The sequence below is a fragment of the Rhodococcus sp. P4_B6 genome (assembly GCF_056402215.1).
In genome coordinates this window covers 80,007-100,553 of sequence record NZ_JBFUHV010000016.1, presented here as the reverse complement: position 1 = coordinate 100,553, position 20,547 = coordinate 80,007, and the positions used below count along the sequence as shown (strand labels likewise).

Sequence of the window (20,547 nt, the reverse complement as noted above, 5' to 3'; positions counted from 1 at the left end):
ACGGCATTGCCGCAACTTACGCGACCGGCATCGCGGCCTGAGCATCATGGAAGGCTCGCTCGATCTGGACCGAAATCCGGCCGCGGGAGGACACCTCATGACCCGCCCCGACCGCCCACTCACGAATCTCCCTCGGCTTCTTCGCCGGAGCCTTACTCACCCCTTCCCTCTTCACCGGAGCCTTCGCCGCGACCGACTTCTTCACGGCCGACTTCTCCGAAGTTGCCTTTGCCGCGACTGTTTTCTTCCCGGCCTTCTTTGTCGCGGCCGTCTTCGTCGCGACTACCTTCTTTTCCGCCGGAGCCTTGCTCGCGGCTGCCCTCTTGGCCGGAGCCGCCGCGGCCGTCTTCTTGGCAGCTGTCGTCTTTGCGGCCGTCTTCTTTACCGGCTCCGGTTTGACCTGAGCCTTCTTCGCCTGAGCGTCATGGAAGGCTTGCTCGATCTCGGCCGGAATCCTTCCGCGGGAGGATACCTCGCGGCCATCGGCGATCGCCCAGGAACGAATCTCCTTGTTCGTCGTTTTCGCCGGACCTATATTCCCTACTGCCTTTTTCACCGGCACCTTCGCCGTGGCCGGCGTCGTCACGGCAGCCTTCGTCCCGGTCGGCTTCTCGGCAGCCGTCTTCGTCGCGCCTATCTTTTTCTCCGCCGGAGCTGTGCTCGCCGCTGTCGTCTTGATCGGAGCTGCCGTGGCGGTCTTCTTGGCGGCTGGCTTCTTCGCTGCCTTCTTCTTTACCGGCGCCGGTTTGACCTGAGCCTTCTGCGTCTGAGCGTCGTCGAAGGCTTGCTCGATCTCGGCCGAGATCCTCCCGCGGGAGGACACTTCCAAACCCTCCCCGATCGCCCACTCACGAATCTCCTTGGTCGTTTTCCTCGCTGGGGCCTTACTCGCCGCTCTCTTTGCGGGGGCCTTTTCCTCGACTACCTTTTTCGCGGGCCGCTTCTTCGCAGCCGCCGTCTCCGCAACGATTTTCTTCGCAGCCGTCTTCTTTGCCGCCGCCGGTTTGACCTGAGACTTCTTCGCATGAGCGTCATGGAAGGCTTGCTCGATCTCGGCCGAAATCCGACCGCGGGAGGACACCTCCAAACCCTCCCCGATCGCCCACTCACGAATCTCCTTTGCTGCCTTCTTCGCCGATCCTTCGGAACCCCTCGGTGATACCGCCATATTGTTCTCCTTCTCGCCAGGCAATCGTCGAACGCACACAGTAGCGGCATTTCGGCCCACTCACGCCAGCGGATCGAAACGGCGACCAATCACACGCGGGCCGCAGTGATCTCCGAGGCCCCGCGCCCCTCACGCTTTCGCTCGGCAGGACAAACACAGAGCACCGTCTGTCGACGGTGCCGAGGACGGCAGGACTATTGCGACCAACCAGGCCTGGCACTCCTGATTCATCGCGTGAAGAACAAGTTCGAATATGGTTGCGCTGCACTTGAGTTCATTGACTGGCAGTCAACGCGGCGGAAGCTTCGGGCTTGCACCGCGGTCTAGGGACTGCCATGACGCGAAACGCAGCCCAGCACAGAATAACGGTGGGAAGGTGTTCGAGCCCGCCATCACGGCCGCGAGGAGCCTGAGCGGAAGCAACACCTAATACCTTACTTTCCCAACGGATCTACGATCCCATTACGGGTTATGGACACTGCGTTATGGCAGTGGTGGGGTTGTTGAAGAACACCAAATCGGCATCCGTCCGCACCTTCACATCGGCCCCGAGCTGGACGACGAACAGCTCGACCGTTCCCTGCCGGGCGCCGGTCACCTCCACCGTCGTCGCCGTGTCGATCGGGCTGTTCGCTCCGCACGTCAACGAGGTCATGGTGTGTGCCGGCCCCCCGGGGCGGGGCCGAGTCCCTTGCTGCGACAACTGGTGTGACGCAGAACCCGCCGTCGCCGGGACGAATTCATGCCAGTCGTTCGATACTCGACCGTGGCGGCAGCGGCCAGGCCCCCGTTACGGCCAACCCGCACATCCGTGACCGATGCCCGGACGCTGCACGGATGGAATCAGTTCGGATCCCACGGCGACCGTTCGAGACTGTTGAGCTCATCGAGAACCTGGTCGACGGCCGTGGTCGGGATACGGAAGTCTTCGCCCTCCGAAGCCCGGAGGCGGTCGCGTACGTAGGCGAGCATGGCGAATTCACGCTCGAGGTCTGCTGCGGTTCCGTCGCTCACGGTCTCATCCTGCCTTGGGGTGGGCGGTAATCCGAACTGTGCCGCCCGGCGACGTGGAGACGAAGGCCGGCGGGGCGTTACACGCGGCCGATTCTTCCTTCATGGGATGTGAACCCCCGCCGCCCCGTCTGCAGGGGCGCTGTGGCCCCCGTACCCTTTGTCGCATGTCCGCAAGCACCGGAAACCCCAGCGCCGACCAGGCGCTGCCGTCCCTGGCCACCGTCGACATCGCAGCGGATCCACACACCATCACGGTGGCGGCGCGCACCGGAACGGACATCGAGCTACGGATCCACACCTCCATCGCGGCGTTCGACGTCGGGGCAGAGCAGTGGTTCCCGGCCGTGGCCGGGTTCGCGGTCACGGCCGTCGTGCACACCGTCGACGCCGAGACGGGTCGGCCACGGTATCTGCCGCCCGCCGAGCCCGCCGAGTGGGCGCGGGCGATCTTCTCGACCGCCGGCGCCTCGCACGGATACTTCCTCGGCGCCGTCGACCCGGACACCGGTATCCACCGAGACGGGCAGCTCGCATACCGCCTCTACCTCGACACCGACCGTCAGGCGATTCCCGTGCCACGACAGGTGCTCACCTGCCCGCACTATCTGCTCTCGGCCATCGACGGCAGAGAGCAGATCACCATTCCCACGACGGACTGATGATCACCGGCGCTGCGGCGCATCCGAATCGGCTCTTGACCTGCCATGACGACATGTCCCCCCGTACCCCGGCGCGCGCCGCCACAACCACGGCCGGCGATTACGACGGTGACGATGCGCACCTCACTGTCACAGCCGCCGGAGATCCCGGTTACGCGTGAGTGTGAGCGCGGGTGCTGATCGTCTCGGTGAGGCCGGTGATCGAAGCTGCGGGTGTCGCGGTCGGTGGACCGTTTCGTCGCGCGTTCTCGCTGTCTGGTCGGTGGTGCGAGTTCTCGATCCGATTGCTCGAGTACCTCGAGCGGCGATGCTCGACCGATGCGATTAGCTCGCGGTGGGCGACCGGGTAGCTGTCGCGTTCGTCGGTGACGATCACCTGCGGCGCATACTCCCCCCAAGAGGTTGAAGTCGCAGCACACGATGCCCCCGAGCGCGTGACGCGGCACCGCACAACCTAGTCTGGCAGGTCCGAACACCCAGAGCATGAGGAAAGTCAGGCATGGCCACCGACTACGACGCACCACGAGTCACCGAATCCGACGAGACGGACACCTCCCTCGAACAGCTGACCGCCAGCCGGAAAGACACCCAGTCCCCCGCCGTGGACGTCGAGGACGCCGACACCGCCGAGTCCTTCGAACTGCCCGGCGCCGACCTCTCCGGTGAAGAATTCACCGTCCGCGTCATCCCCAAACAGTCGGACGAATTCACCTGCACCAGTTGCTTTCTGGTCCACCATCGCAGCCGCCTCGCCGATCATCAGCAGCTGGTCTGCCGGGACTGCGCCTGAGAACGTCGATCGATCGGAGTGCCTCGCATCTCCGGGATCCCGGCTTCCCGAGTTCGGTCGTCATCGCCGTCGCCGAGTAACCTCTCACGTCACCCGTGGGCCCGCGGCCGAGGCGTTGCGGATTCACATCCTGGCGGGTGGCACGGACGAAAAGGTCAGGGCTCGGGTCGGTCGGCCGGAACCTGCGGGTAGACCACGACGCCGTTCTCCTTCACCCACGTCTCGTCACCGCCGTCGGCGTGCTCGACGAGCAGCTCGACGGTCGGGATCTCCGCGGACAGTGGATGATCGAACGCGGCCCGGGCGTTCCGTGCGCACACCGTCTCCACGGAGCTGCCGGCATAGAGGGCGTCGATGACGAACCCCGGGGTGAACCGGCCACCGAAACCGTCACCGCCACGCAACGCTTCCTGCCGGCCCCGCCACCACCGGGTCAGGGCCCGGGCCCGGGTGATGTGCCCCGGTGCTTCGACGTCTAGGATCGTGAACTTCTCATAGTCCGCGTAGGCGAGGTCGCGCATGAGCCGCGGACCGAGGCCGGGCCAGCTGAACGTGCCCTCGAGGACCAGGTTCTCCCCACGGGACAGGCAGATCTCGGTGATGGTGTCGAGGAGCTTCGTCGATTCGTTGTGCACGAGGGTGGCGAGTTCGCGGGGCATCAGGCGGTGCCCGTCGGCGAGGTCGATGTTCAGCAGGTCGGTGTAGATGGCCTGCTCGATGGCGTCCCGGAGCAGATGGTCCTTGACCTTGTCGGCATCGAGCACCCGCCATCCCTGTCCGGCGAGGTGTCGGCGGTCGATACTCGACGACTTCCCCACCCCGGGTGGGCCGGCGGTTGCCAACGCCAGGAACTGGCGGCCGATCCCGACGTCGGTTTGCTCGGCCAGGTAGGCGTCGACGATCGCGTCCCGCGTGCGGCGGCGGGCAACCGGGTCGAAGAGGTGGATCGAGGCGCGGGGGCCGTCCTTGTCGAGGATCCCGCCGGGCCGGCACCAGGCCTCGAGGTCGGCGGCGACAGCAGCGGGGTCAGACTGCATTCGCCTGCGCACGCCGTTCGGCCGTGGCCGCGAGCAGCACCCGGTAGTCGTCGTCACTCAGCAGGTCGCGGGAGCGTTCGATCTGATCCCACGTCCCCCGCACATAGCTCTCCCCGAGCGGGTCGTCGCCCGGGACGTGCCCGAAGGTGTACTCCCACGCCAGCAGTTCGGTCATCATTCGGTCGTGGTCGATCCTCTTCGCCGCGTGCTCGAGCAGCACCTCCCGCGGGGAGCGGTCCCGGGCGGCCGGGTTCAACCGCAGCTTCTTCACGATCCGGCTGACCTCCGGCTGCGTGACGGCCAAATTCTTCGCGATCACCCGCTGCGGAACCTGATTGTCCGTCGCGTGCGCCACCGCACGCAGCAACTTGATATGCAGCAGTTCCTTCTCCGCCGGGATCGCCCGCAGATCACGCTCCACATCCGTCAACGCCATCGTGAACCACCTCCAACTGCAGTTATACAAAATTGTATCACTCCTACGAGGGCCACCCGGTGGAAGGTCACGCCGGCGGGACGCGGAACTGCCCAGCTGAACGTTTTCCTACCGTCGAGGGCGCACTTCTGCCGAGGTCCGGGACCACCGGTGTGACTCATCTGACCTTTGACTTCAAGTACTTGAAGTTCTTAGCGTCGATGGGGTGAGTGCACAACCCACCCGACACGTCTACACGATCAAGGACGCCGCCGCCCTGACCGGACTTCCGGCCAGCACACTGCGCTACTACGAGTCGGTCGGGGTGATCGCGCCGGTCAGCCGCGGGGAAAGCAGTAAGCACCGGGTCTACGACGAGAATGACCTGGGCCAGCTGGTGGCCATCGCGTGCCTGGCCGCGACCGGGATGTCGGTCAACGACATGAAGGAGTACGTCGCCAACGGGCAACTCGGACCCACGGCCGCCCCCGCGCAGATCGAGTTGCTCACCCAGCGCCGGCAGCAACTCGCCCTCGAGGCCCAGCAGATCGCACTCCGTCAACGCTACGTCGACCTGAAGATCGACTACTGGCGCGCGATCGACGCCGGCGACGAACCCCGGGCCGCGCTCCTCGCGGCCGAGGCGAGCGCACTCGCCGACGAGCTCCACAACACCAAGAAGCGCTAACCCTCACCCACCACACCCCCGGTACGCGCCCCTCAATCGAGGCGGCACAGGTCACTCAGCCCTGCCCCGATCACCACCACTATGACCATCACAGAAGTAAGGAAGTACCGCCATGCGCGTCAACGCGTACGCCGCCCCCGCCGCCGGCCAGCCACTGGCCCCCACCACCATCGAGCGCCGCGACGTCGGCCCCAACGACGTCCTCATCGAGATCCAGTACGCCGGCATCTGCCACTCCGACATCCACACCGTCAACGGCGACTGGGGCCCGCAACCCTTCCCGGTCGTGCCCGGCCACGAAATCGTCGGCATCGTCGCCGAGGTCGGCGCCGACGTCACCCGCCACAAGGTCGGGGACCGCGTCGGCGTCGGCTGCCTGGTCAACTCCTGCGGTCACTGCACCAACTGCCAGGGCGGCGACGAGCAGTACTGCGCCAACGGCATGGTCCCCACCTACGCCGGCGTCGACCGCGACGGCACCACCACCCAGGGCGGCTACTCCACCCACGTCGTCGTCGACGCCGACTACGTCCTTTCCGTCCCGCAGAGCCTCGACCCGGCCGCCGCAGCTCCCCTGTTGTGCGCCGGCATCACCACCTACGCCCCGCTGCGCCGCTGGGGTGCCGGTCCCGGCAAGAAGGTCGCCATCGTCGGCCTCGGCGGGCTCGGGCACATGGCCGTCAAGATCGCCCACGCCCTCGGCGCCGAGGTCACCGTGCTCTCCCAAACACTGAAGAAGCAAGAGGACGGACTCCGCCTCGGCGCCGACGCCTACCACGCCACCTCCGACCCCACCACCTTCGAGCAGCTCGCCGGACGATTCGACCTCATCATCAACACCGTCAGCGCCAGCATCGACCCCAACGCCTACCTGGGCCTGCTCGCCGTCGACGGCACCCTCGTCAATGTCGGCGCCCCAGCCGAACCGCTCAGCCTGCACGTGATGTCACTGATCGGCGGCCGCCGCAACTTCGCCGGATCGATGATCGGCGGCATCGCCCTGACCCAGGAAATGCTCGACTTCTGCGCCACCCACAACATCGGATCCGACATCGAGGTGATCCCCGCCGACAAGATCAACCAGGCATACGAGCGGGTCCTCGCCTCCGACGTCCGATACCGCTTCGTCATCGACACCACCACCCTGCACTGACCCCACCCGTGGAATGCCCGCATTCCCAGCGCGACAAGGGTTTCGGTGACGGCGTCGAGCACTCCATCCGAGTGACGGAGGACGCCGAAATCTATCTCCCCCGCACCGACCGGGACTCCGATCATCGTTCGTTCGCCCCGGCCACCTCCTGCTGGACGGCGCCGGCGACGGGCTGATCTCTGCAGGGCCCGCATTGGGCGAGAGGGGATATCCGAGACGAGAACCTGACGGGTCCATCGTCGAGACCCTGCACCACCCCTGACCTCAACCGCCCCATCGTCGACGTGACCGACGGGCCCGACTCCGATCGCACAGCGCTCGCGCGCTCGGGCGGGCCCGTCGCGGGTTGCAGCCGATCGTTTGTGGCCGGAGCCCGTCCGGCCACAAACGATGCCGCCCCGCGCGCACCGATACCCGCACTACCAAAAGGAACCACGAGTTTTTCATGCAGGACCACACCGTTCTGACCACCCACCACCGGTCCGGCAACGAAACCGAGGCGACCGCCTCCGCCCGTCTCCCGCTCGTCGTCTACATTCTGGCGCTGGGGACGTTCCTCATGCTCACCACGGAGTTCGTGGTCGTCGGCATCCTCCCCGAGGTCGCTGCGGACCTGCAGATCTCGCTCGCCCAGGCGGGTTCGCTGATCACCGTCTTCGCGATCGGGATGGTCGTCGGCGCACCGTTGATGACGATGCTGACGTTGCGCCTGTCCACGCGGCTGACGCTGATCCTCGCGCTCGTCATCTTCGTCGCCGGCCACATCTTCGTGGCCGTCGGTGCCGACTTCACGCAGATCATGCTCGCGCGCTTCATCACCGCCCTGGCGACGGGTGCCTTCTGGGCGGTGGCCGCCGTAGTCGCCACCCGTGCCGCCGGGCCCTCGCTGGGTTCCCGCGCGGTCGGCATCGTCGGCGCCGGCGGCTCGCTGGCTACCGTGCTCGGCGTTCCGCTCGGCGCCTACCTCGCTCAGCTCGTCGGCTGGCGGGGCACCTTCTGGGCGTTGGCGTTCGCCGCCGCCCTGGTGACCGTTCTCGTCATCCGCCGGGTGCCGGCCGACGCTCCCGACCACACGCCCTCGTCCATCGGCTCTCAGCTCGCCAGTCTTCGCCCCGCCCGGTTATGGCTCGTCCTCCTCTCCTGCGCCACCACGAGCGGCGGAGTGCTCGCGGTCTACTCGTTCATCGCGCCGCTGCTGACAGACCGAGCCGGCGTGCCCGCATCCATGGTGCCGCTCGTGCTCACCGGGTTCGGCGTCGGCTCTTTCATCGGAACCCTCATCGGCGGACGCCTCGGTGACACCCGCCCGCACGCCGTCACGATCGTCACTCCCGCGATCACCACCGCGCTGATGCTCGCCATCTTCCTGCTGTCCGAATCGTCCTGGGCGATGATCGCCGCGGTCGTCCTGCTGGGAGTGTTCGGCCTGAGCGCCAACAGCGTGCTGATCCACCTCGCCGTCCGATTCGCCGGAAAGGCAGCAACACTCGGCTCCGCGCTGAGCGTCTCCGCATTCAATGTCGGCACCGCCGTCGCCACACCGATTGCGGGCGCCGCACTGACCTCGCCACTCGGCCTCGACGGCCCGGCAGCCGTCGGCACCGTCATCGTCGCGCTCACCCTGATCCCCACCCTCGTGCTGGCGCAGATCATCCGGCGGCGCGAGGCGGCGGCGACTGAACCGCTGTCGGCTCCTGTCTAACTGACGGCGGTTCGCCAACTGTGACAAGTCTTCGGGTTTCTCACCCCGTCCACGGAGCTATGCCGTGGTCGCTGTTTCGAGCGGCAAGCTGAGGGGGGTCAGCTGGGCCCTCCCGGACCCAGTCAGAGTGGTGGAGAATCGAATCGAGTCAAGCTGATCGACCTCATCTCGCTGCGAAAGACCCTCGACCAGGGCCACAGACGCACCAAGCCATGGACGTGCGCCACGCCCACCAAACCCCTCTCCCACCGTCCGATCGAAGCCGCCGCATTAGCGTCCCCCGGCAGTGCCGGTCCAATCACACACACGGAGAACCACGATAATGAACACCATGCCCGATACCCCCGCGAACGCCGTCACCAGAAGGGAACGCACACGCCCGGGCTTGCTGCAGCTGGCCGGTGCCGGCGCCGCCGTGATCGGTGTGCTCGTCGCGTCCGGTTGCGCTCCGTCCGAGCAGGCCGGCGCGCCCCCGGCGCCGGTGGCCCAGCCGGCGGCGGATTTGCCCGCTGGTGACATGTCCAACGGAGCGAACAACTTCTACACCAGCGACCAGGTCGACGTGCAGAAGATATCGTTTACCAACCAGTACCAGATGAATGTGGTCGGCAATCTATTCGTGCCGAAGAACATAGACCGCGATGCGAAGAATCCCGCCATGGTGGTGGGTCATCCAATGGGCGCGGTCAAGGAGCAGTCCGCCAACCTCTATGCGACGAAGATGGCCGAGCAGGGATTCGTGACCCTATCGTTCGATCTGTCGGGCTTTGGTGAAAGCGAAGGACTGCCCGACAACGTCGTCTCACCCGACGTCTACGCCGAGGACTTCAGCGCCGCGGTGGACTTCCTGCGCACCCAGAGCGTCGTCGACCCCAGACGGATCGGCGCGATCGGCATCTGCGGCAGCGGCGGATTCGTCGTCAGCGCCGCCAAGCTCGACCCGCGCATCAAAGCCGTCGCGACGGTCAGCATGTACGACATGGGCGCGGTCAACCGCGATGGGCTTCGCAATGCAGTGACCCCGGAGCAGCGGCTGGCCATCATCGTCCAGGCCGCACAGCAGCGTGATCGGGAATTCACCGGCGGCGCAACAGAATGGGCGACCGGGGCCCCGGAACAGCTCACCGACCAGTCCAGCGCCGTCGATCGCGAGTTCTACGACTTCTACCGCACCTCCCGCGGATACAGCCCCGACACCACCACCCACCGCACAATGACCAGCAACATTAAGTTCATGAACTACTACCCGTTCGCTGATATCGAGACCATCTCCCCGCGGCCGATGCTGTTCATCACCGGCGAGAACGCCCACTCCCGCGAGTTCAGCGAAGACGCCTACCAGGCCGCCGGTGAAGGCAAGGAACTGCTGATCGTCCCCGGTGCCGGACACGTCGACCTCTACGATCGGGTCAACCTCATCCCATTCGACAGACTGACCGAGTTCTTCCGCACAAACCTGATGCGATGAAAGGGGCGGGGCCTCCCGCTCCTCGTGGTTCCCGGCGAATGCTGGGGGTGTCCACACGTGTCGGAGGAGGCCCCTATGAGTGAGTATGACGGAAAACAGTTTGTCGGGATCGATCTGCACCGGCAACGCTCGGTGATCGTCCGGCAAACCGATTCCGGTGAGCAACTCGCGGTGGTGCGAATCGTCAACGACCCCGCCTCACTGGCCCTGCAGCTCGAGAAGGCCGGAGAGCATCCGGAGGTGGTACTGGAAGCAACCTATGGCTGGTACTGGGCGGTCGACACCCTGCAGGGAGCCGGTGCCACGGTGCATCTTGCACATCCTTTGGGTGTCAAGGGATTCCGGTACAGGCGGGTGAAGAACGACGTTCGTGACGCCAGGGATCTGGCGGATCTGTTGCGGATGAACCGGTTGCCCGAGGCGTGGATCGCCCCGCCGCCGACGCGGGAACTGCGGGAACTGGTTCGCTACAGAGCCAAGCTCGTCGCGATGCGGTCGAGCCTCAAGGCCCAGGTGCACTCGGTGCTCGCCAAAGCCGGGGTGTTGATCCCGGTATCGGACCTGTTCGGCGTCGAGGGACGTGAGCGTCTGACGCAGGTCCCGCTCGGCGTCGCGTACGCGCAGCGGGTGATTTCGCTGCTCGAGCTGATCGACGTCCTCGACGCGCACGAGAGACGATTCTTCGACCAGATTGCCACCGAGTTGCGTGACCATCCTGGTTATCGGGCGATTCAGCAGCTGCCCGGGGTCGGTCCCACCTTCGGTGCCGTGTTCGTCGCGGAGATCGGGGACGTGCACCGCTTCGCCGACCCCAGTCACCTGTGTTCGTGGGCCGGCCTGACGCCCAAGCACCGCGAGTCCGACACCGTCGTCCACCGCGGGCACATCACGAAACAGGGTTCCAAGCTGGTGCGCTGGGCGGCGGTGGAGGCCATCCAGCGGCAACCGGCCGGCACGAAGATCTCGGTCGACCGCAAACGCATCGAGGCCCGCCGCGGCAGGAACATTGCCAAGGTCGCCGCGGCCCGCAAACTGCTCACCCTCGTCTACTACGGGCTGCGCGACGGAGAGATCCGCGCGTTGACCCGCCACAAGGCGGCGGCGTGAGCACCCCGGACGCAACACGCGCGCGGCCGTTGTCAGGTCTGACTCCCGTGTCATCGGCGTGGTCGCGGATCTGATTGACCCCGCGTATTGCCAGCGCACCGCTCCATGCCCGCACCCCCGGGCGAAGGGATGACCGACAGCCGAGGAAACCCGGCCTGCCCCAACCACCCGCATTACATTGGAGACCGTTCACTCCCACAACCGAATTCATCGCTTCCGGGGCCGATGACCAGTCTGCGCCGGGCCGGGCCACGGTCAAGACCGTTCGTCCTCACTGCGCTGCGGGCGCTCCGTCCTGACCGACGGGGCCCTCACCCAGCGCTGCCCGCTTGGAGGCCGAAAACGAGCAAAACAGCAGGTCGAGCAGGGGTTGACAGGACCCCGCACTTTCAGGGATGACCTGACACGGGTGCACCTGGCGTACCTCACGGCATCCTGGTGCGGCGTGGCCTGTGCCACAATTGACTGCGCGCGAATATTTTTGGGGTAGATCACTTTCAAGCATTTGTCTGACAGGATCAGATCGGATCTACGTCGTACCAGCGTGACAGGGTGCACGCGACCGGTATCGGTGTCGAAAATGTACGCCGCTCGCGGCGCGCAGATCAGGATGCCGCAGGAGTGGTGAGCAGCGCAACGCGTTCGTCGAAGGTGAGAGCACGTTTGGACATGGTCTCGTCGAGCCACACGAGGACCGTGGTTGCGCGAGCGATTTCCGTGCCGTGCCGACTGGTCATTCGTTCCTGGGTGGTGATGCTGGTTGTACCGACGGTCACGACGGTCGAGGTCACGGCGACGGGTGAGTCGTCGAGGCCGAGTTCGTGGAGGTATTCGAGGTCCAGGCGGGCGATCGCATAGACGGGGTCCGGAGTTGCCAGTGCGGCGGCGAGCATTCGGCCGCGGGCTTGGTCGAAGAGGGTGACGTGGACTCCGTGGAAGACGTGTTGCTGCGCATCGAGGTCGCGCCAGCGGAGCGGGATCGTGGACGTCTGGCTGAAATGGCCGGTCACGGTTCTGGCTGCCAGTCGTGCGGTGCCGTCGGGACTTGGCCGCCGCCGGTTTGGTGCTCCCAGTAGGTGGCGAGTGCGGGGGCGAGGGTGCAGGCCAGCGTCCCTGTGGCCACCATCGCTGCGGCGACCAGGACGGCGACGAGCGCGATCAGGGAGATCATCGCGTGGTCGTCGAGTGCGTGGATGGCGTGATCGAGAACCATGACACCGGCGGATATGACGGGCAGACCCGTGATCACCAGGTCTGCGGTCATGTGGCGGTGACTCATCGGCCGCTTCTCCTCCTCTGTGCGGTCGTGTACCGGTGCCCGTCGTGGGGTCCGGGCGAGATGCAGGGAGCCGCCATCGGGGTCGCAGCGTTTGGGGTGCGGCCCCGATGGCGGTCTCGGTGTCAGGCCTTGACGGCGCCGTAGCGTTCGTCGCGCCAGGCGAGAGCGGCCTTGAGGCCTTTCTCGGCTGCGACCTTGTCGAACTCCTGCTGTTCCGGGGTGTTCGCGCCGTTGAGGATCGCCGAGATGTCGACGTTGGCGTTGACCGCGGTGCGCAGTCCCTTGGCCTCGTAGGCACGGTTGAGGGCTTGCTTGGTCAGCCGGAGGATCGGCAGCGGAGTGGGCGCGATCCGCAGTGCCAGTTCACGGGCCGCGGATTCGAGTTCGTCGAGCGGGACGATCTTGTTGATCAGCCCGAGCGAGAGTGCTTCCTCGGCGTTGATTTTGTCGCCGGTGAAGAGCAGTTCGTTGGTCTTTTTCTGCCCGAGGATGAAGGGCATCAGCAAGGTGACCGGGCCGGAGCCGTACTGGATTTCGGGTTCACCGAACTTCGCGTCGTCGGCGGCGACGATGATGTCGCAGGCCATCGCGATCTCGCAGGCACCGGCGAGGCAGTAGCCCTGGACGACGGCGATGGTCGGCTTCGGGCAGGACCACACGCGCATGGTGACGTCGACGTCGCGGCGCAGCACTGGCTGCCAGTCGAGCGGTGTCTCGGTGCCGTCTTCGATTTCGTCGTTGATGTCGAAGCCGGCGGAGAACGCGCGGCCGTTCGCGGCGAGGAGGACGACCTTGATCGAGTCGTCGGCGCCGGCCTGGGCGATGCGCTTGTCGAGTTCGAGGACGACCTCGGTGCTCAGGGCGTTGAGCTTGTCGGGCCGGTTCAGGGTGATGGTGGCGATCGGGCCGTTGGTTTCGTAGAGCACTACATCTGACATGTCAATCGTGTCCTTCGTCGAAAAGTGATAGAGCGAGGGGTCATTGCTTCCACCGGGGTAGTCCGACCGCATCGAGGCCGGCGAATTGGGATGCTCCCCAGGAGGGGTTGCGGTCCTTGTCGACCAGCGTCGCCCGGATGCCTTCGATGAAGTCCGGTGTCCGGATGACGTTGCGGGTGACTGCCAGTTCGACGTCGAGGCACTCGCGCAGGCTGCGTTGCCGTCCCCAGGCCAACATCTCGAGAGTGAGCTGCAGACTCTGTGGTGACAGGCGTGCGAGCGTGGCCTGAGTTTGCTCTGCCCAGTCCCCGCCGGTGGCCGAGAGTCGCTTGTCGATCCCGGTGATCGTGTCGGCGCTGAAGCACCAATCAATCTCGGTGCGGTGCCCGGCGAGGGTGCTTGCGGCGCCCGGTGATGGGCTGCCGAGGGCACGGAGCGTCTCGTCGACCGATCGGTTCGGGTGATCGATGAGGGCGGCCGAGACCAGTTCGATTGCGACACCGTCGATGTAATGGGTGGCCAGTCCGGTGTAGAGGGCGTCGGCGGCCGACACCCGGGCCCCGGTCAACCCGAGGTAGACCCCGAGTGCTCCCGGCAGTCGGGAGAGGAAGTAGCTGGCACCGACGTCGGGGAAGAAGCCGATCCCGGTCTCGGGCATCGACAGGACCGCCTTGCTGCTGACCACGCGGAAGGTCCCGTGGATCGACAGGCCCATCCCGCCGCCCATGCAGATGCCGTCGATGAGCGAGACGAAAGGGACCGGGTACTCGGCGATCCGGGCGTTGAGTCGGTACTCGGTGGAGAAGAACTGCTCGCTCGCCTCCGGGTCGCCGGCCAGGCTGTTCTCCTGGACGGCGCGGATGTCCCCGCCCGCGCAGAACGCTTTCGGGCTGGCACTATCGAGCACGACGGCGCGCAGTCCGGCGGTCTCCCAGTCGTGCAGGACCGTGTCGATGGCCTCGACCATGGGTGTGGTGAGGGCGTTGAGCGCCTTGGCCCGGTCGAGGGTAATGACCCCGACCCCGCCGCGGATCCCGGCGCGGACGGTGTCGGTGGTCAACGTGGGCGCAGAGGCCACAGAGGGTGCGTCACTCATGGGTCGGCATGGAGAAGTCGGTGCGGACCTGGGTGTCGTTGGGCCAGCGGGTGGTGGCGGTCTTGTTGCGGGTGTAGAACCGCACGCCCTCGGGTCCGTGGATGTGGTGGTCACCGAACAGCGAGCGCTTCCAGCCGCCGAACGAGTGGAAGGCCATCGGCACCGGGATCGGGACGTTGATGCCGACCATGCCGGCCTTGACCTGCGCAAGGTAGGTGCGGGCGGTGTTGCCGTCGGCGGTGAAGATGGCGGTGCCGTTGCCGAATTCGTGGTCGTTGACCAACTGCAGTGCCTTCTCGAAGGATTCGGCGCGCACGATCGACAGGACCGGCCCGAAGATCTCTTCGAGATAGATCCGCATCGACGGGGTGACATGGTCGAACAGGGTGCCGCCGATGAAGAACCCTTCTCCCACGTCCTTCGGGGTGCTCTGCCGGCCGTCGACAACGAGTTCGGCGCCTTCCTCGACGCCGACGTCGATGTAGGAGGCGACCTTGTCGCGGTGCACACCGGTCACGAGCGGACCCATCTCCACCTCCGGATCGGTACCGGGTCCGACCTTGAGGGTGGCCAGCGCGGTGACGAGACGCTCCCGCAGGGCGTTGGCGGTGTCCTCGCCGACGGGCACGGCGACCGAGATCGCCATGCAGCGCTCACCGGCGGAACCGTAGGCGGCGCCCATGAGGGCGGACACGGCCTGGTCCAGGTCGGCGTCGGGCATGATCACCATGTGGTTCTTCGCGCCGCCGAGGGCCTGGACGCGCTTGCCCTGCGCGGAGGCGGTGGTGTGGATGTACTCCGCGATCGGGGTGGAGCCGACGAAGCTGATGGCCTCGACGTCGTCGTGGGTCAGGAGCGCGTCGACCGCGACCTTGTCGCCGTGCACGACGTTGAACACCCCGTCCGGCAGGCCGGCCTCGGTGAGCAGGCGGGCCAGCTCGACGCTGAGGGTGGGGTCCTTCTCCGACGGCTTCATCACGAAGGTGTTGCCGCAGGCCAGTGCCACGGGGAACATCCACATCGGGACCATGGCAGGGAAGTTGAACGGGGAGATGCCCGCGACCACGCCGAGCGGCTGGCGGAAGGAGACCCCGTCGACGGCGCGGCCGACGTTTTCGGAGAACTCGCCTTTGAGTTGCTGCGGGATGCCGCAGGCGAATTCGACGACCTCGAGGCCGCGGGTGACCTCACCCTTGGCGTCGGAGTGCACCTTGCCGTGCTCGGCGGTGATGATGGCGGCGAGCCGGTCGGCGTCGCGTTCGACGAGGTCGCGGAAACGGAACAGGATTCGGGCCCGGATGTGGGCGGGGGTGGCCGCCCAGGCGGGGAAGGCGGTGGCGGCGGCTGCGACCGCGGTATCGACGTCGTCGGTGGTGGCCATCGCCACCCGGCCGGTGACCTGCCCGGTCGCGGGGTTGTAGACGTCGGCGCGGGTTGCGGCGCCGCGGGCGTCGATGTGGCCGCCGATGTAGTGGTCGATGTCGACGGGTGCACCGGATGAGGTAGCACCGGAGGTCGCGGACGGAAGGGTGGTAGTCATGAAAACAATTCTCCTGGAGTAATTTTCAGCGAATAGCGTGCGCGGAGGTGGATCTGCGGCCGTCCCGTGTCGCGGGCTCGTGGGACGGCGTTCGGCTAGCCGTAGATCTGGGCGTAGAGGTCGCGGATCTCCGCGTCGGTCGGGACGAGGGGGTTGTTGTTCGGTGATCCCGAGGCGAGGGCCTGTGCGGCCATGAGCGGGATCAGTTCGTCCCAGCGGGCCTTGTCGATGCCGTATGCCTTGGGCGTGGGCACGGCCACGTCGCGGCACAGCTCGGTCAGCGCGTCGACGAGGTTGTTCGCGGCGGTGGTGTTGTCGTCGCCGGCGGTGGCGACTCCGAGGGCGCGGGCGCAGTCGGCGTACCGGGATTCCGCGGCGCGGACCGAGAAGGCGGTGACAGCGGGGAAGAGCATGGCGTTCGACAGGCCGTGTGCGACGTGGAAGTGCGCGCCGATCGGCCGACTCATCCCGTGCACGAGGGCGACCGAGGAGTTGGAGAACGCGATGCCGGCCTGGGTTGCGGCGAGCATCATCTGCTCGCGTGCCTCGGCGTCGGTGCCGTCGGCGTAGGCGCGGCGCAGGACCCGGCCGATGGTGCCGATTGCGGTCAGGGCGAGGCTGTCGGCGAAGGGGTTCGCCTTCTTGCTGACGTACGCCTCGATCGCGTGGGTGAGGGCGTCGACGCCGGTGTCGGCGGTCAGCCGGGGCGGCATCGACACGGTCAGCTCGTAGTCGATGACCGCGGCGATCGGCAGGAATGCCAGGCCCGGGCACAGCATCTTTTCGTCGCTGATGCTGTCGGTGATGACGGTGAACTGGGTTGCTTCCGAGCCGCTTCCGGCGGTGGTGGGGACGGCGATGACCGGCAGGGCGGGTCCGACGTTGTTGCGGGGGGCCTTGTAGTCGCGCATCTGCCCGCCCTGGCGGCCGAGGATCCCGAGGGCCTTGGCGGTGTCCATCGGGCTGCCGCCGCCGAACCCGATGACCGAGTCGCAGTCGTGCTCGGCGATCGCGGCCAGTCCGGCGTCGAGGGAGTCGGTCGTCGGATCCGGGACGGTGTCGGCGAATAAGCGCGGCGACAGACCGGCGGCTTCGAGGGTCTTGATCATCTGCTCGGCGGCGCCGGTGCCGACGAGGAACGAATCGGTGACCACCAGCGGGCGGGTGAGCCCGAGGCTCGAGACCACCTCGCCGATCTCGGCGACGGCGCCGCCGCCAATCCGCATGATCCGCGGGAGTGCAATCGGTGAAGTCATGTGCAGATCTCGCTTTCTCAGCGGTTGGTGAAGGACGGCTTGCGCTTGTCGAGGAAGGCGGTCATGCCTTCGGTCTGGCCGTCGGTGGCGAAGGCGGCGTGGAACAGGCGACGCTCGAACCGCAGGCCCTCTGCCAGCGGGGTCTCGAAGGCCGAGTTCACGGCCTCCTTGGCCATCAGGACCGAGGGGCGGGAGAATCCGGCGATCTTCTGCGCGATGGCGATTGCCTCGTCGATGAGGTCGTCGGCCGGAACGATGCGGGCGACGAGGCCGATCTTCTCCGCTTCCTCGGCGTCGATGGTGCGGCCGGTCAGGACCATGTCCATGGCCTTGGACTTGCCGACGGCGCGGGTCAGGCGTTGGGTGCCACCGGCGCCGGGCAGAATGCCGATGGTGATCTCGGGCTGGCCGAACTTCGCGGTGTCCGCGGCGATGATCATGTCGCAGCTCATCGCGAGTTCCGCTCCGCCGCCGAGAGCGTATCCGGCGACGGCGGCGATGATGGGCTTGCGGGTGGTGGAGGCGCGTTCCCAGCTGGCGGTGATGAAGTCTTCGAGGTAGACGTCGGTGAACGACTTGGGCTGCATCTCTTTGATGTCGGCGCCGGCGGCGAAGGCCTTGGCACTGCCGGTGAGGACGACGGCGCCGATGCTGTCATCGGCTTCGGTGGCGTCGAGTGCGGCGGTCAGCTCCTCGGTGAGGTCGTTGCACAGGGCGTTGAGGGCCTTCGGGCGGTTGAGGGTGATCAGGGCGACCGGGCCCCGACGTTCGACGAGGAGGTAGTTGTACTCGCTCTCGCTGTTGGTGGGCAGAGCGGTGATGTTCTCGGCGATATCGGTCATCGGTTTATCTCTCCTTGTGGGATTTTCGGTCTGCCGGGGTTCAGTGAGCGGAGTCGAGGATGATGCGGGCATCGAGTGCGATGGCCTGGGTGGGGGTGACCGCGATGGGGTTGCACTCGATTTCGCCGATCTCGGGGTGTTCGGCGGCGTAGGTCGACAGGGTGGCCACCAGCTGGGCTGCGCCGTCGATGTCGACGGCCGCTTTGCCGCGGAAGCCGGTGAGCAGAGCCGCACCGCGCAGGGACAGCAGCAACTCGCGCGCCTGGTCTGCGGTGATCGGGCCGAGGGCGCAGCGGGTGTCCTTGAGCAGTTCGGTGTACACGCCGCCGATGCCGACGAGCACGATCGGTCCGAACGTCGGGTCGCGGCGCACGCCGATGATCAGTTCGACCGCGCCGGAGAGGTCTGCCATCTCTTCGATGGAGCAGACCGGTGGTGCCAGTCGCGCCTGGACGTCGTCCCAGGCCTCGATCAGTGCGGTGTCGTCGGCGATGTTCAAGATGACTCCGCCGTTGTCGGACTTGTGCTCGTCGCCAAGGGCTTTGAGTACCAACGGGAACTGCAGGCCGACGACCGCCGCTTCCAGCTCCCGGGTGGTGGAGACCTCCGCGGCGGGGACGAAGGGGATGCCGGCGGCCGCCAAGGCGCGGCGGGCGGGCCAGTATCCGGTCTCGGTCAGCGTGTTCGCGGGCTCCGGCAGGACGGGAAGGGGATGCGATCGCACCTGGGCTCGGCGGGCCAGGCGGCTCAGCGCCCAGGTGGCGTGTTCGACGTTGCGGTAGACGGCGATGCCGCTCTCCCGCAGCGCCTGCGCGGGCTTGGAGTCGGCGAACATGGTCTGGGCGATGAAGCTGGCACCGGATTCTGCGACGAGGGCGCCGATGTCGTGGCCGGCCTGGATCTCACCGGGCACGATCGCCGGGTCGTAGTCACCGTAGCCGCCGAAAAATCCGGTCATCAGGACGGCGTCGGTCTCGGGGCTGGCGATCAGGCGCTCTGCGACGCGGGCGAAGCAGGTGATGTCCTGCTCGCCTCCGCCGGCGAGGTCGATCGGGTTCGATGTTGCCGCGGTCGGCGGCAGCTCACCGGCTACCTGCGAGGACAGCTCGGGCGAGAACTCCTCGACCTGCAGGCCGACCTCTTCGAGGTTGTCGCTGGCCAGGGAGGCGTGGCCGCCGCCGTCGGCGAGGACCGCGACCCGTGACCCGGCCGGGGGGCGGGTACGGACGAGGGCTTGGAGCAGGTTCGCCATCTCGAACGGGCTCGACACCAGTTCGGTGCCCGTGGCCTCGCACACCGCTTCGAGGACGACACTCGAGGTCACCAGCGATCCGGTGTGTGAGGCCGCCCCCCGGGTGGAGGCGGCACCGCGACCGACGGACAGCAGCACCACGGGCTTGCCGGCCTCCGCGGCGCGGGCGGCCGCGCGGGCGAACTTGCGGCCGTCCTTGAAGCCCTCGCAGTACACCGCGATCGCGGAGGTGCCCTCGTGATCGACGCAGCTGTCGATCAGGTCGGCGACGTCGAGGTCGGCGCAGTTGCCCAGGCTCGCGAAGCGGGCGACGCCGAGACCCTGTTCGGAGAAGTGTTCGGCCAGGTCGATGGCGACGTTGCCGCTCTGGGAGATGATCGACACCGAGCCGGGACGGAATTCGTTGACCGTCGCGTCGAGGCCGCTGGTGTTGTCGAGCACCCCGAGGCAGTTCGGTCCGAGCATCGCGATGTCGGCTTCGCGCAGCCGGGCGACCAGGGCGTTCTGCCGGGCCAGTCCCTCGGCGCCGGATTCACCCAACCCTGCGGTGATCGCGACGATCGCCTTGACGTTGGCGGCGATGGCGTCGTCGACGGCCTCGTCGAATCCGGCGGCGGGAACCGCGATGACCGCGAGATCGACCGGTCGGCCGAGGGAGGTCAGGCTGGGCGCAGCGGGGTGATCGAGAATCTTCGAGCGGCTCTTGTTGATCAGGTAGGCCGGCCGCCGATCGGTGTCCCGCAGCGCCCGCCCCGCCAGCCAGTTGCCGTACTTGGCGGGATCGTTGCTCGCGCCGACGATCGCGATGGAGGACGGGGCGAATAGCGCGGTCAGGTCCCGGCGGACAGCGGGTGGCGCGAGGGCGATTGAGGTCATCGAAAGATCTCCGTCTTCGGAAGCGGTGTGCACGGTGGTCGGCGGCGGTGAAACCCGGAAGTGTGGGAAGCCGCGAGAAAGAATGTGTGGTGCAACGCACAATAATATGGAATTATTGTGGCGTCAAGACGGATGTCCCGACACCGTGAACGCGTGACCTAGGTCCGTGAACTGCTCGTTTCACGGGCAGGGCGCGCGCACTACGCCGATCGCTACGATCGAGAGACGACCTGCGCGTTCGGGAAAACGCGAGGGACTTGCAGGTGG

General features: G+C 66.7%; 21 protein-coding genes and 1 pseudogene. 8 read left to right on the top strand and 14 right to left on the bottom strand.

Annotated features, from left to right (window positions below; all coding sequences use genetic code 11):
• Positions 1-16: 16 nt before the first annotated feature.
• The 3 genes from AC1DWT_RS10830 to AC1DWT_RS10820 all read right to left on the bottom strand — a co-directional run bounded on the left by AC1DWT_RS10830 (position 17) and on the right by AC1DWT_RS10820 (position 2,182).
• Complete coding sequence (locus AC1DWT_RS10830; protein ID WP_477920545.1) at positions 17-1,168, bottom strand: Lsr2 family DNA-binding protein; 1,152 nt, start codon at positions 1,166-1,168, stop codon at positions 17-19.
• Between the two features lie 469 nt (positions 1,169-1,637).
• Positions 1,638-1,823 carry a hypothetical protein gene (locus AC1DWT_RS10825; protein ID WP_477920543.1) on the bottom strand — a complete coding sequence of 62 codons (186 nt, stop codon included), beginning with the start codon at positions 1,821-1,823 and terminating at the stop codon, positions 1,638-1,640.
• Positions 1,824-2,011: 188 nt separating this feature from the next.
• Positions 2,012-2,182, bottom strand: coding sequence for a hypothetical protein (locus AC1DWT_RS10820; protein WP_477920541.1), 171 nt, complete (start codon positions 2,180-2,182; stop codon positions 2,012-2,014).
• Between the two features lie 164 nt (positions 2,183-2,346).
• Here AC1DWT_RS10820 and AC1DWT_RS10815 point away from each other — a divergent pair, with 164 nt between their 5' ends.
• Entirely contained in the window at positions 2,347-2,841 is a 495-nt protein-coding gene (locus tag AC1DWT_RS10815; protein ID WP_477920540.1) for an N-formylglutamate amidohydrolase, read from the top strand.
• Between the two features lie 230 nt (positions 2,842-3,071).
• On the opposite strand, the pseudogene AC1DWT_RS10810 reads toward AC1DWT_RS10815, so the two are convergent.
• A pseudogene (locus AC1DWT_RS10810) lies at positions 3,072-3,229 on the bottom strand (DDE-type integrase/transposase/recombinase); the annotation flags it as partial.
• 111 nt (positions 3,230-3,340) lie between these two features.
• Here AC1DWT_RS10810 and AC1DWT_RS10805 point away from each other — a divergent pair.
• Positions 3,341-3,631 carry a DUF4193 domain-containing protein gene (locus tag AC1DWT_RS10805; RefSeq protein ID WP_477920539.1) on the top strand — a complete coding sequence of 97 codons (291 nt, stop codon included), beginning with the start codon at positions 3,341-3,343 and terminating at the stop codon, positions 3,629-3,631.
• A gap of 155 nt (positions 3,632-3,786) precedes the next feature.
• Here the strand turns inward: AC1DWT_RS10805 and AC1DWT_RS10800 are convergent, their stop codons facing one another.
• Positions 3,787-4,668 (bottom strand): hypothetical protein, encoded by an 882-nt coding sequence (locus AC1DWT_RS10800; protein WP_477920537.1) that lies wholly within the window; start codon positions 4,666-4,668, stop codon positions 3,787-3,789.
• Positions 4,658-5,104, bottom strand: a complete 447-nt coding sequence (locus tag AC1DWT_RS10795; protein WP_477920535.1) for a hypothetical protein — start codon at positions 5,102-5,104, stop codon at positions 4,658-4,660. Before AC1DWT_RS10795 ends, AC1DWT_RS10800 begins: the two co-directional genes overlap by 11 nt.
• Positions 5,105-5,309: 205 nt before the next feature.
• Here AC1DWT_RS10795 and AC1DWT_RS10790 point away from each other — a divergent pair, with 205 nt between their 5' ends.
• From AC1DWT_RS10790 to AC1DWT_RS10765, 6 genes are all read left to right on the top strand, one after another.
• Complete coding sequence (locus AC1DWT_RS10790; RefSeq protein WP_477920533.1) at positions 5,310-5,771, top strand: MerR family transcriptional regulator; 462 nt, start codon at positions 5,310-5,312, stop codon at positions 5,769-5,771.
• Positions 5,772-5,883: 112 nt separating this feature from the next.
• Positions 5,884-6,924: an NAD(P)-dependent alcohol dehydrogenase gene (locus tag AC1DWT_RS10785; RefSeq protein WP_477920531.1), complete on the top strand. Its 1,041-nt coding sequence runs from the start codon at positions 5,884-5,886 to the stop codon at positions 6,922-6,924.
• An 8-nt stretch (positions 6,925-6,932) separates the two neighbouring features.
• On the top strand, positions 6,933-7,100 hold the full coding sequence (locus tag AC1DWT_RS10780) for a hypothetical protein (RefSeq protein ID WP_477920529.1): 168 nt from the start codon (positions 6,933-6,935) through the stop codon (positions 7,098-7,100).
• A gap of 269 nt (positions 7,101-7,369) precedes the next feature.
• Complete coding sequence (locus tag AC1DWT_RS10775) at positions 7,370-8,626, top strand: MFS transporter (RefSeq protein WP_477920527.1); 1,257 nt, start codon at positions 7,370-7,372, stop codon at positions 8,624-8,626.
• 322 nt (positions 8,627-8,948) lie between these two features.
• Positions 8,949-10,094 carry an alpha/beta hydrolase gene (locus tag AC1DWT_RS10770; RefSeq protein WP_477920525.1) on the top strand — a complete coding sequence of 382 codons (1,146 nt, stop codon included), beginning with the start codon at positions 8,949-8,951 and terminating at the stop codon, positions 10,092-10,094.
• Between the two features lie 75 nt (positions 10,095-10,169).
• Positions 10,170-11,201: an IS110 family RNA-guided transposase gene (locus AC1DWT_RS10765; RefSeq protein WP_477920523.1), complete on the top strand. Its 1,032-nt coding sequence runs from the start codon at positions 10,170-10,172 to the stop codon at positions 11,199-11,201.
• A 605-nt stretch (positions 11,202-11,806) separates the two neighbouring features.
• Here AC1DWT_RS10765 and AC1DWT_RS10760 read toward each other — a convergent pair.
• From AC1DWT_RS10760 to AC1DWT_RS10725, 8 genes are all read right to left on the bottom strand, one after another.
• Positions 11,807-12,211 carry an acyl-CoA thioesterase gene (locus AC1DWT_RS10760; protein ID WP_477920521.1) on the bottom strand — a complete coding sequence of 135 codons (405 nt, stop codon included), beginning with the start codon at positions 12,209-12,211 and terminating at the stop codon, positions 11,807-11,809.
• Entirely contained in the window at positions 12,208-12,480 is a 273-nt protein-coding gene (locus tag AC1DWT_RS10755) for a hypothetical protein (RefSeq protein WP_477920519.1), read from the bottom strand. Before AC1DWT_RS10755 ends, AC1DWT_RS10760 begins: the two co-directional genes overlap by 4 nt.
• Before the next feature lie 122 nt (positions 12,481-12,602).
• The gene (locus tag AC1DWT_RS10750; protein ID WP_477920517.1) at positions 12,603-13,418 is read right to left on the bottom strand and encodes an enoyl-CoA hydratase/isomerase family protein; all 816 of its coding nucleotides are present in this window, start codon (positions 13,416-13,418) and stop codon (positions 12,603-12,605) included.
• Positions 13,419-13,458: 40 nt separating this feature from the next.
• On the bottom strand, positions 13,459-14,514 hold the full coding sequence (locus AC1DWT_RS10745; RefSeq protein ID WP_477920515.1) for an enoyl-CoA hydratase/isomerase family protein: 1,056 nt from the start codon (positions 14,512-14,514) through the stop codon (positions 13,459-13,461).
• Positions 14,507-16,054: a CoA-acylating methylmalonate-semialdehyde dehydrogenase gene (locus AC1DWT_RS10740; RefSeq protein ID WP_477920514.1), complete on the bottom strand. Its 1,548-nt coding sequence runs from the start codon at positions 16,052-16,054 to the stop codon at positions 14,507-14,509. Before AC1DWT_RS10740 ends, AC1DWT_RS10745 begins: the two co-directional genes overlap by 8 nt.
• A gap of 95 nt (positions 16,055-16,149) precedes the next feature.
• On the bottom strand, positions 16,150-17,310 hold the full coding sequence (locus AC1DWT_RS10735; RefSeq protein ID WP_477920512.1) for an iron-containing alcohol dehydrogenase: 1,161 nt from the start codon (positions 17,308-17,310) through the stop codon (positions 16,150-16,152).
• A gap of 17 nt (positions 17,311-17,327) precedes the next feature.
• A complete protein-coding gene (locus AC1DWT_RS10730; RefSeq protein ID WP_477920510.1) occupies positions 17,328-18,152 on the bottom strand; it encodes an enoyl-CoA hydratase in 825 nt (274 codons plus the stop codon).
• A gap of 40 nt (positions 18,153-18,192) precedes the next feature.
• Positions 18,193-20,280 (bottom strand): acetate--CoA ligase family protein, encoded by a 2,088-nt coding sequence (locus AC1DWT_RS10725; RefSeq protein ID WP_477920508.1) that lies wholly within the window; start codon positions 20,278-20,280, stop codon positions 18,193-18,195.
• Positions 20,281-20,547: the final 267 nt, after the last annotated feature.

Excerpts from the sequence above, each read along its gene's own strand:
- AC1DWT_RS10765 (WP_477920523.1), top strand. The coding sequence starts at position 10,170 with ATGAGTGAGTATGACGGAAAACAGTTTGTCGGGATCGATCTGCACCGG.
- AC1DWT_RS10750 (WP_477920517.1), bottom strand. The coding sequence starts at position 13,418 with ATGTCAGATGTAGTGCTCTACGAAACCAACGGCCCGATCGCCACCATC.
- AC1DWT_RS10795 (WP_477920535.1), bottom strand. The coding sequence starts at position 5,104 with ATGGCGTTGACGGATGTGGAGCGTGATCTGCGGGCGATCCCGGCGGAG.
- AC1DWT_RS10815 (WP_477920540.1), top strand. The coding sequence starts at position 2,347 with ATGTCCGCAAGCACCGGAAACCCCAGCGCCGACCAGGCGCTGCCGTCC.
- AC1DWT_RS10830 (WP_477920545.1), bottom strand. The coding sequence starts at position 1,168 with ATGGCGGTATCACCGAGGGGTTCCGAAGGATCGGCGAAGAAGGCAGCA.
- AC1DWT_RS10770 (WP_477920525.1), top strand. The coding sequence starts at position 8,949 with ATGAACACCATGCCCGATACCCCCGCGAACGCCGTCACCAGAAGGGAA.
- AC1DWT_RS10825 (WP_477920543.1), bottom strand. The coding sequence starts at position 1,823 with ATGACCTCGTTGACGTGCGGAGCGAACAGCCCGATCGACACGGCGACG.
- AC1DWT_RS10775 (WP_477920527.1), top strand. The coding sequence starts at position 7,370 with ATGCAGGACCACACCGTTCTGACCACCCACCACCGGTCCGGCAACGAA.
- AC1DWT_RS10745 (WP_477920515.1), bottom strand. The coding sequence starts at position 14,514 with ATGAGTGACGCACCCTCTGTGGCCTCTGCGCCCACGTTGACCACCGAC.
- AC1DWT_RS10725 (WP_477920508.1), bottom strand. The coding sequence starts at position 20,280 with ATGACCTCAATCGCCCTCGCGCCACCCGCTGTCCGCCGGGACCTGACC.
- AC1DWT_RS10740 (WP_477920514.1), bottom strand. The coding sequence starts at position 16,054 with ATGACTACCACCCTTCCGTCCGCGACCTCCGGTGCTACCTCATCCGGT.
- AC1DWT_RS10785 (WP_477920531.1), top strand. The coding sequence starts at position 5,884 with ATGCGCGTCAACGCGTACGCCGCCCCCGCCGCCGGCCAGCCACTGGCC.
- AC1DWT_RS10805 (WP_477920539.1), top strand. The coding sequence starts at position 3,341 with ATGGCCACCGACTACGACGCACCACGAGTCACCGAATCCGACGAGACG.
- AC1DWT_RS10730 (WP_477920510.1), bottom strand. The coding sequence starts at position 18,152 with ATGACCGATATCGCCGAGAACATCACCGCTCTGCCCACCAACAGCGAG.
- AC1DWT_RS10735 (WP_477920512.1), bottom strand. The coding sequence starts at position 17,310 with ATGACTTCACCGATTGCACTCCCGCGGATCATGCGGATTGGCGGCGGC.
- AC1DWT_RS10755 (WP_477920519.1), bottom strand. The coding sequence starts at position 12,480 with ATGAGTCACCGCCACATGACCGCAGACCTGGTGATCACGGGTCTGCCC.
- AC1DWT_RS10800 (WP_477920537.1), bottom strand. The coding sequence starts at position 4,668 with ATGCAGTCTGACCCCGCTGCTGTCGCCGCCGACCTCGAGGCCTGGTGC.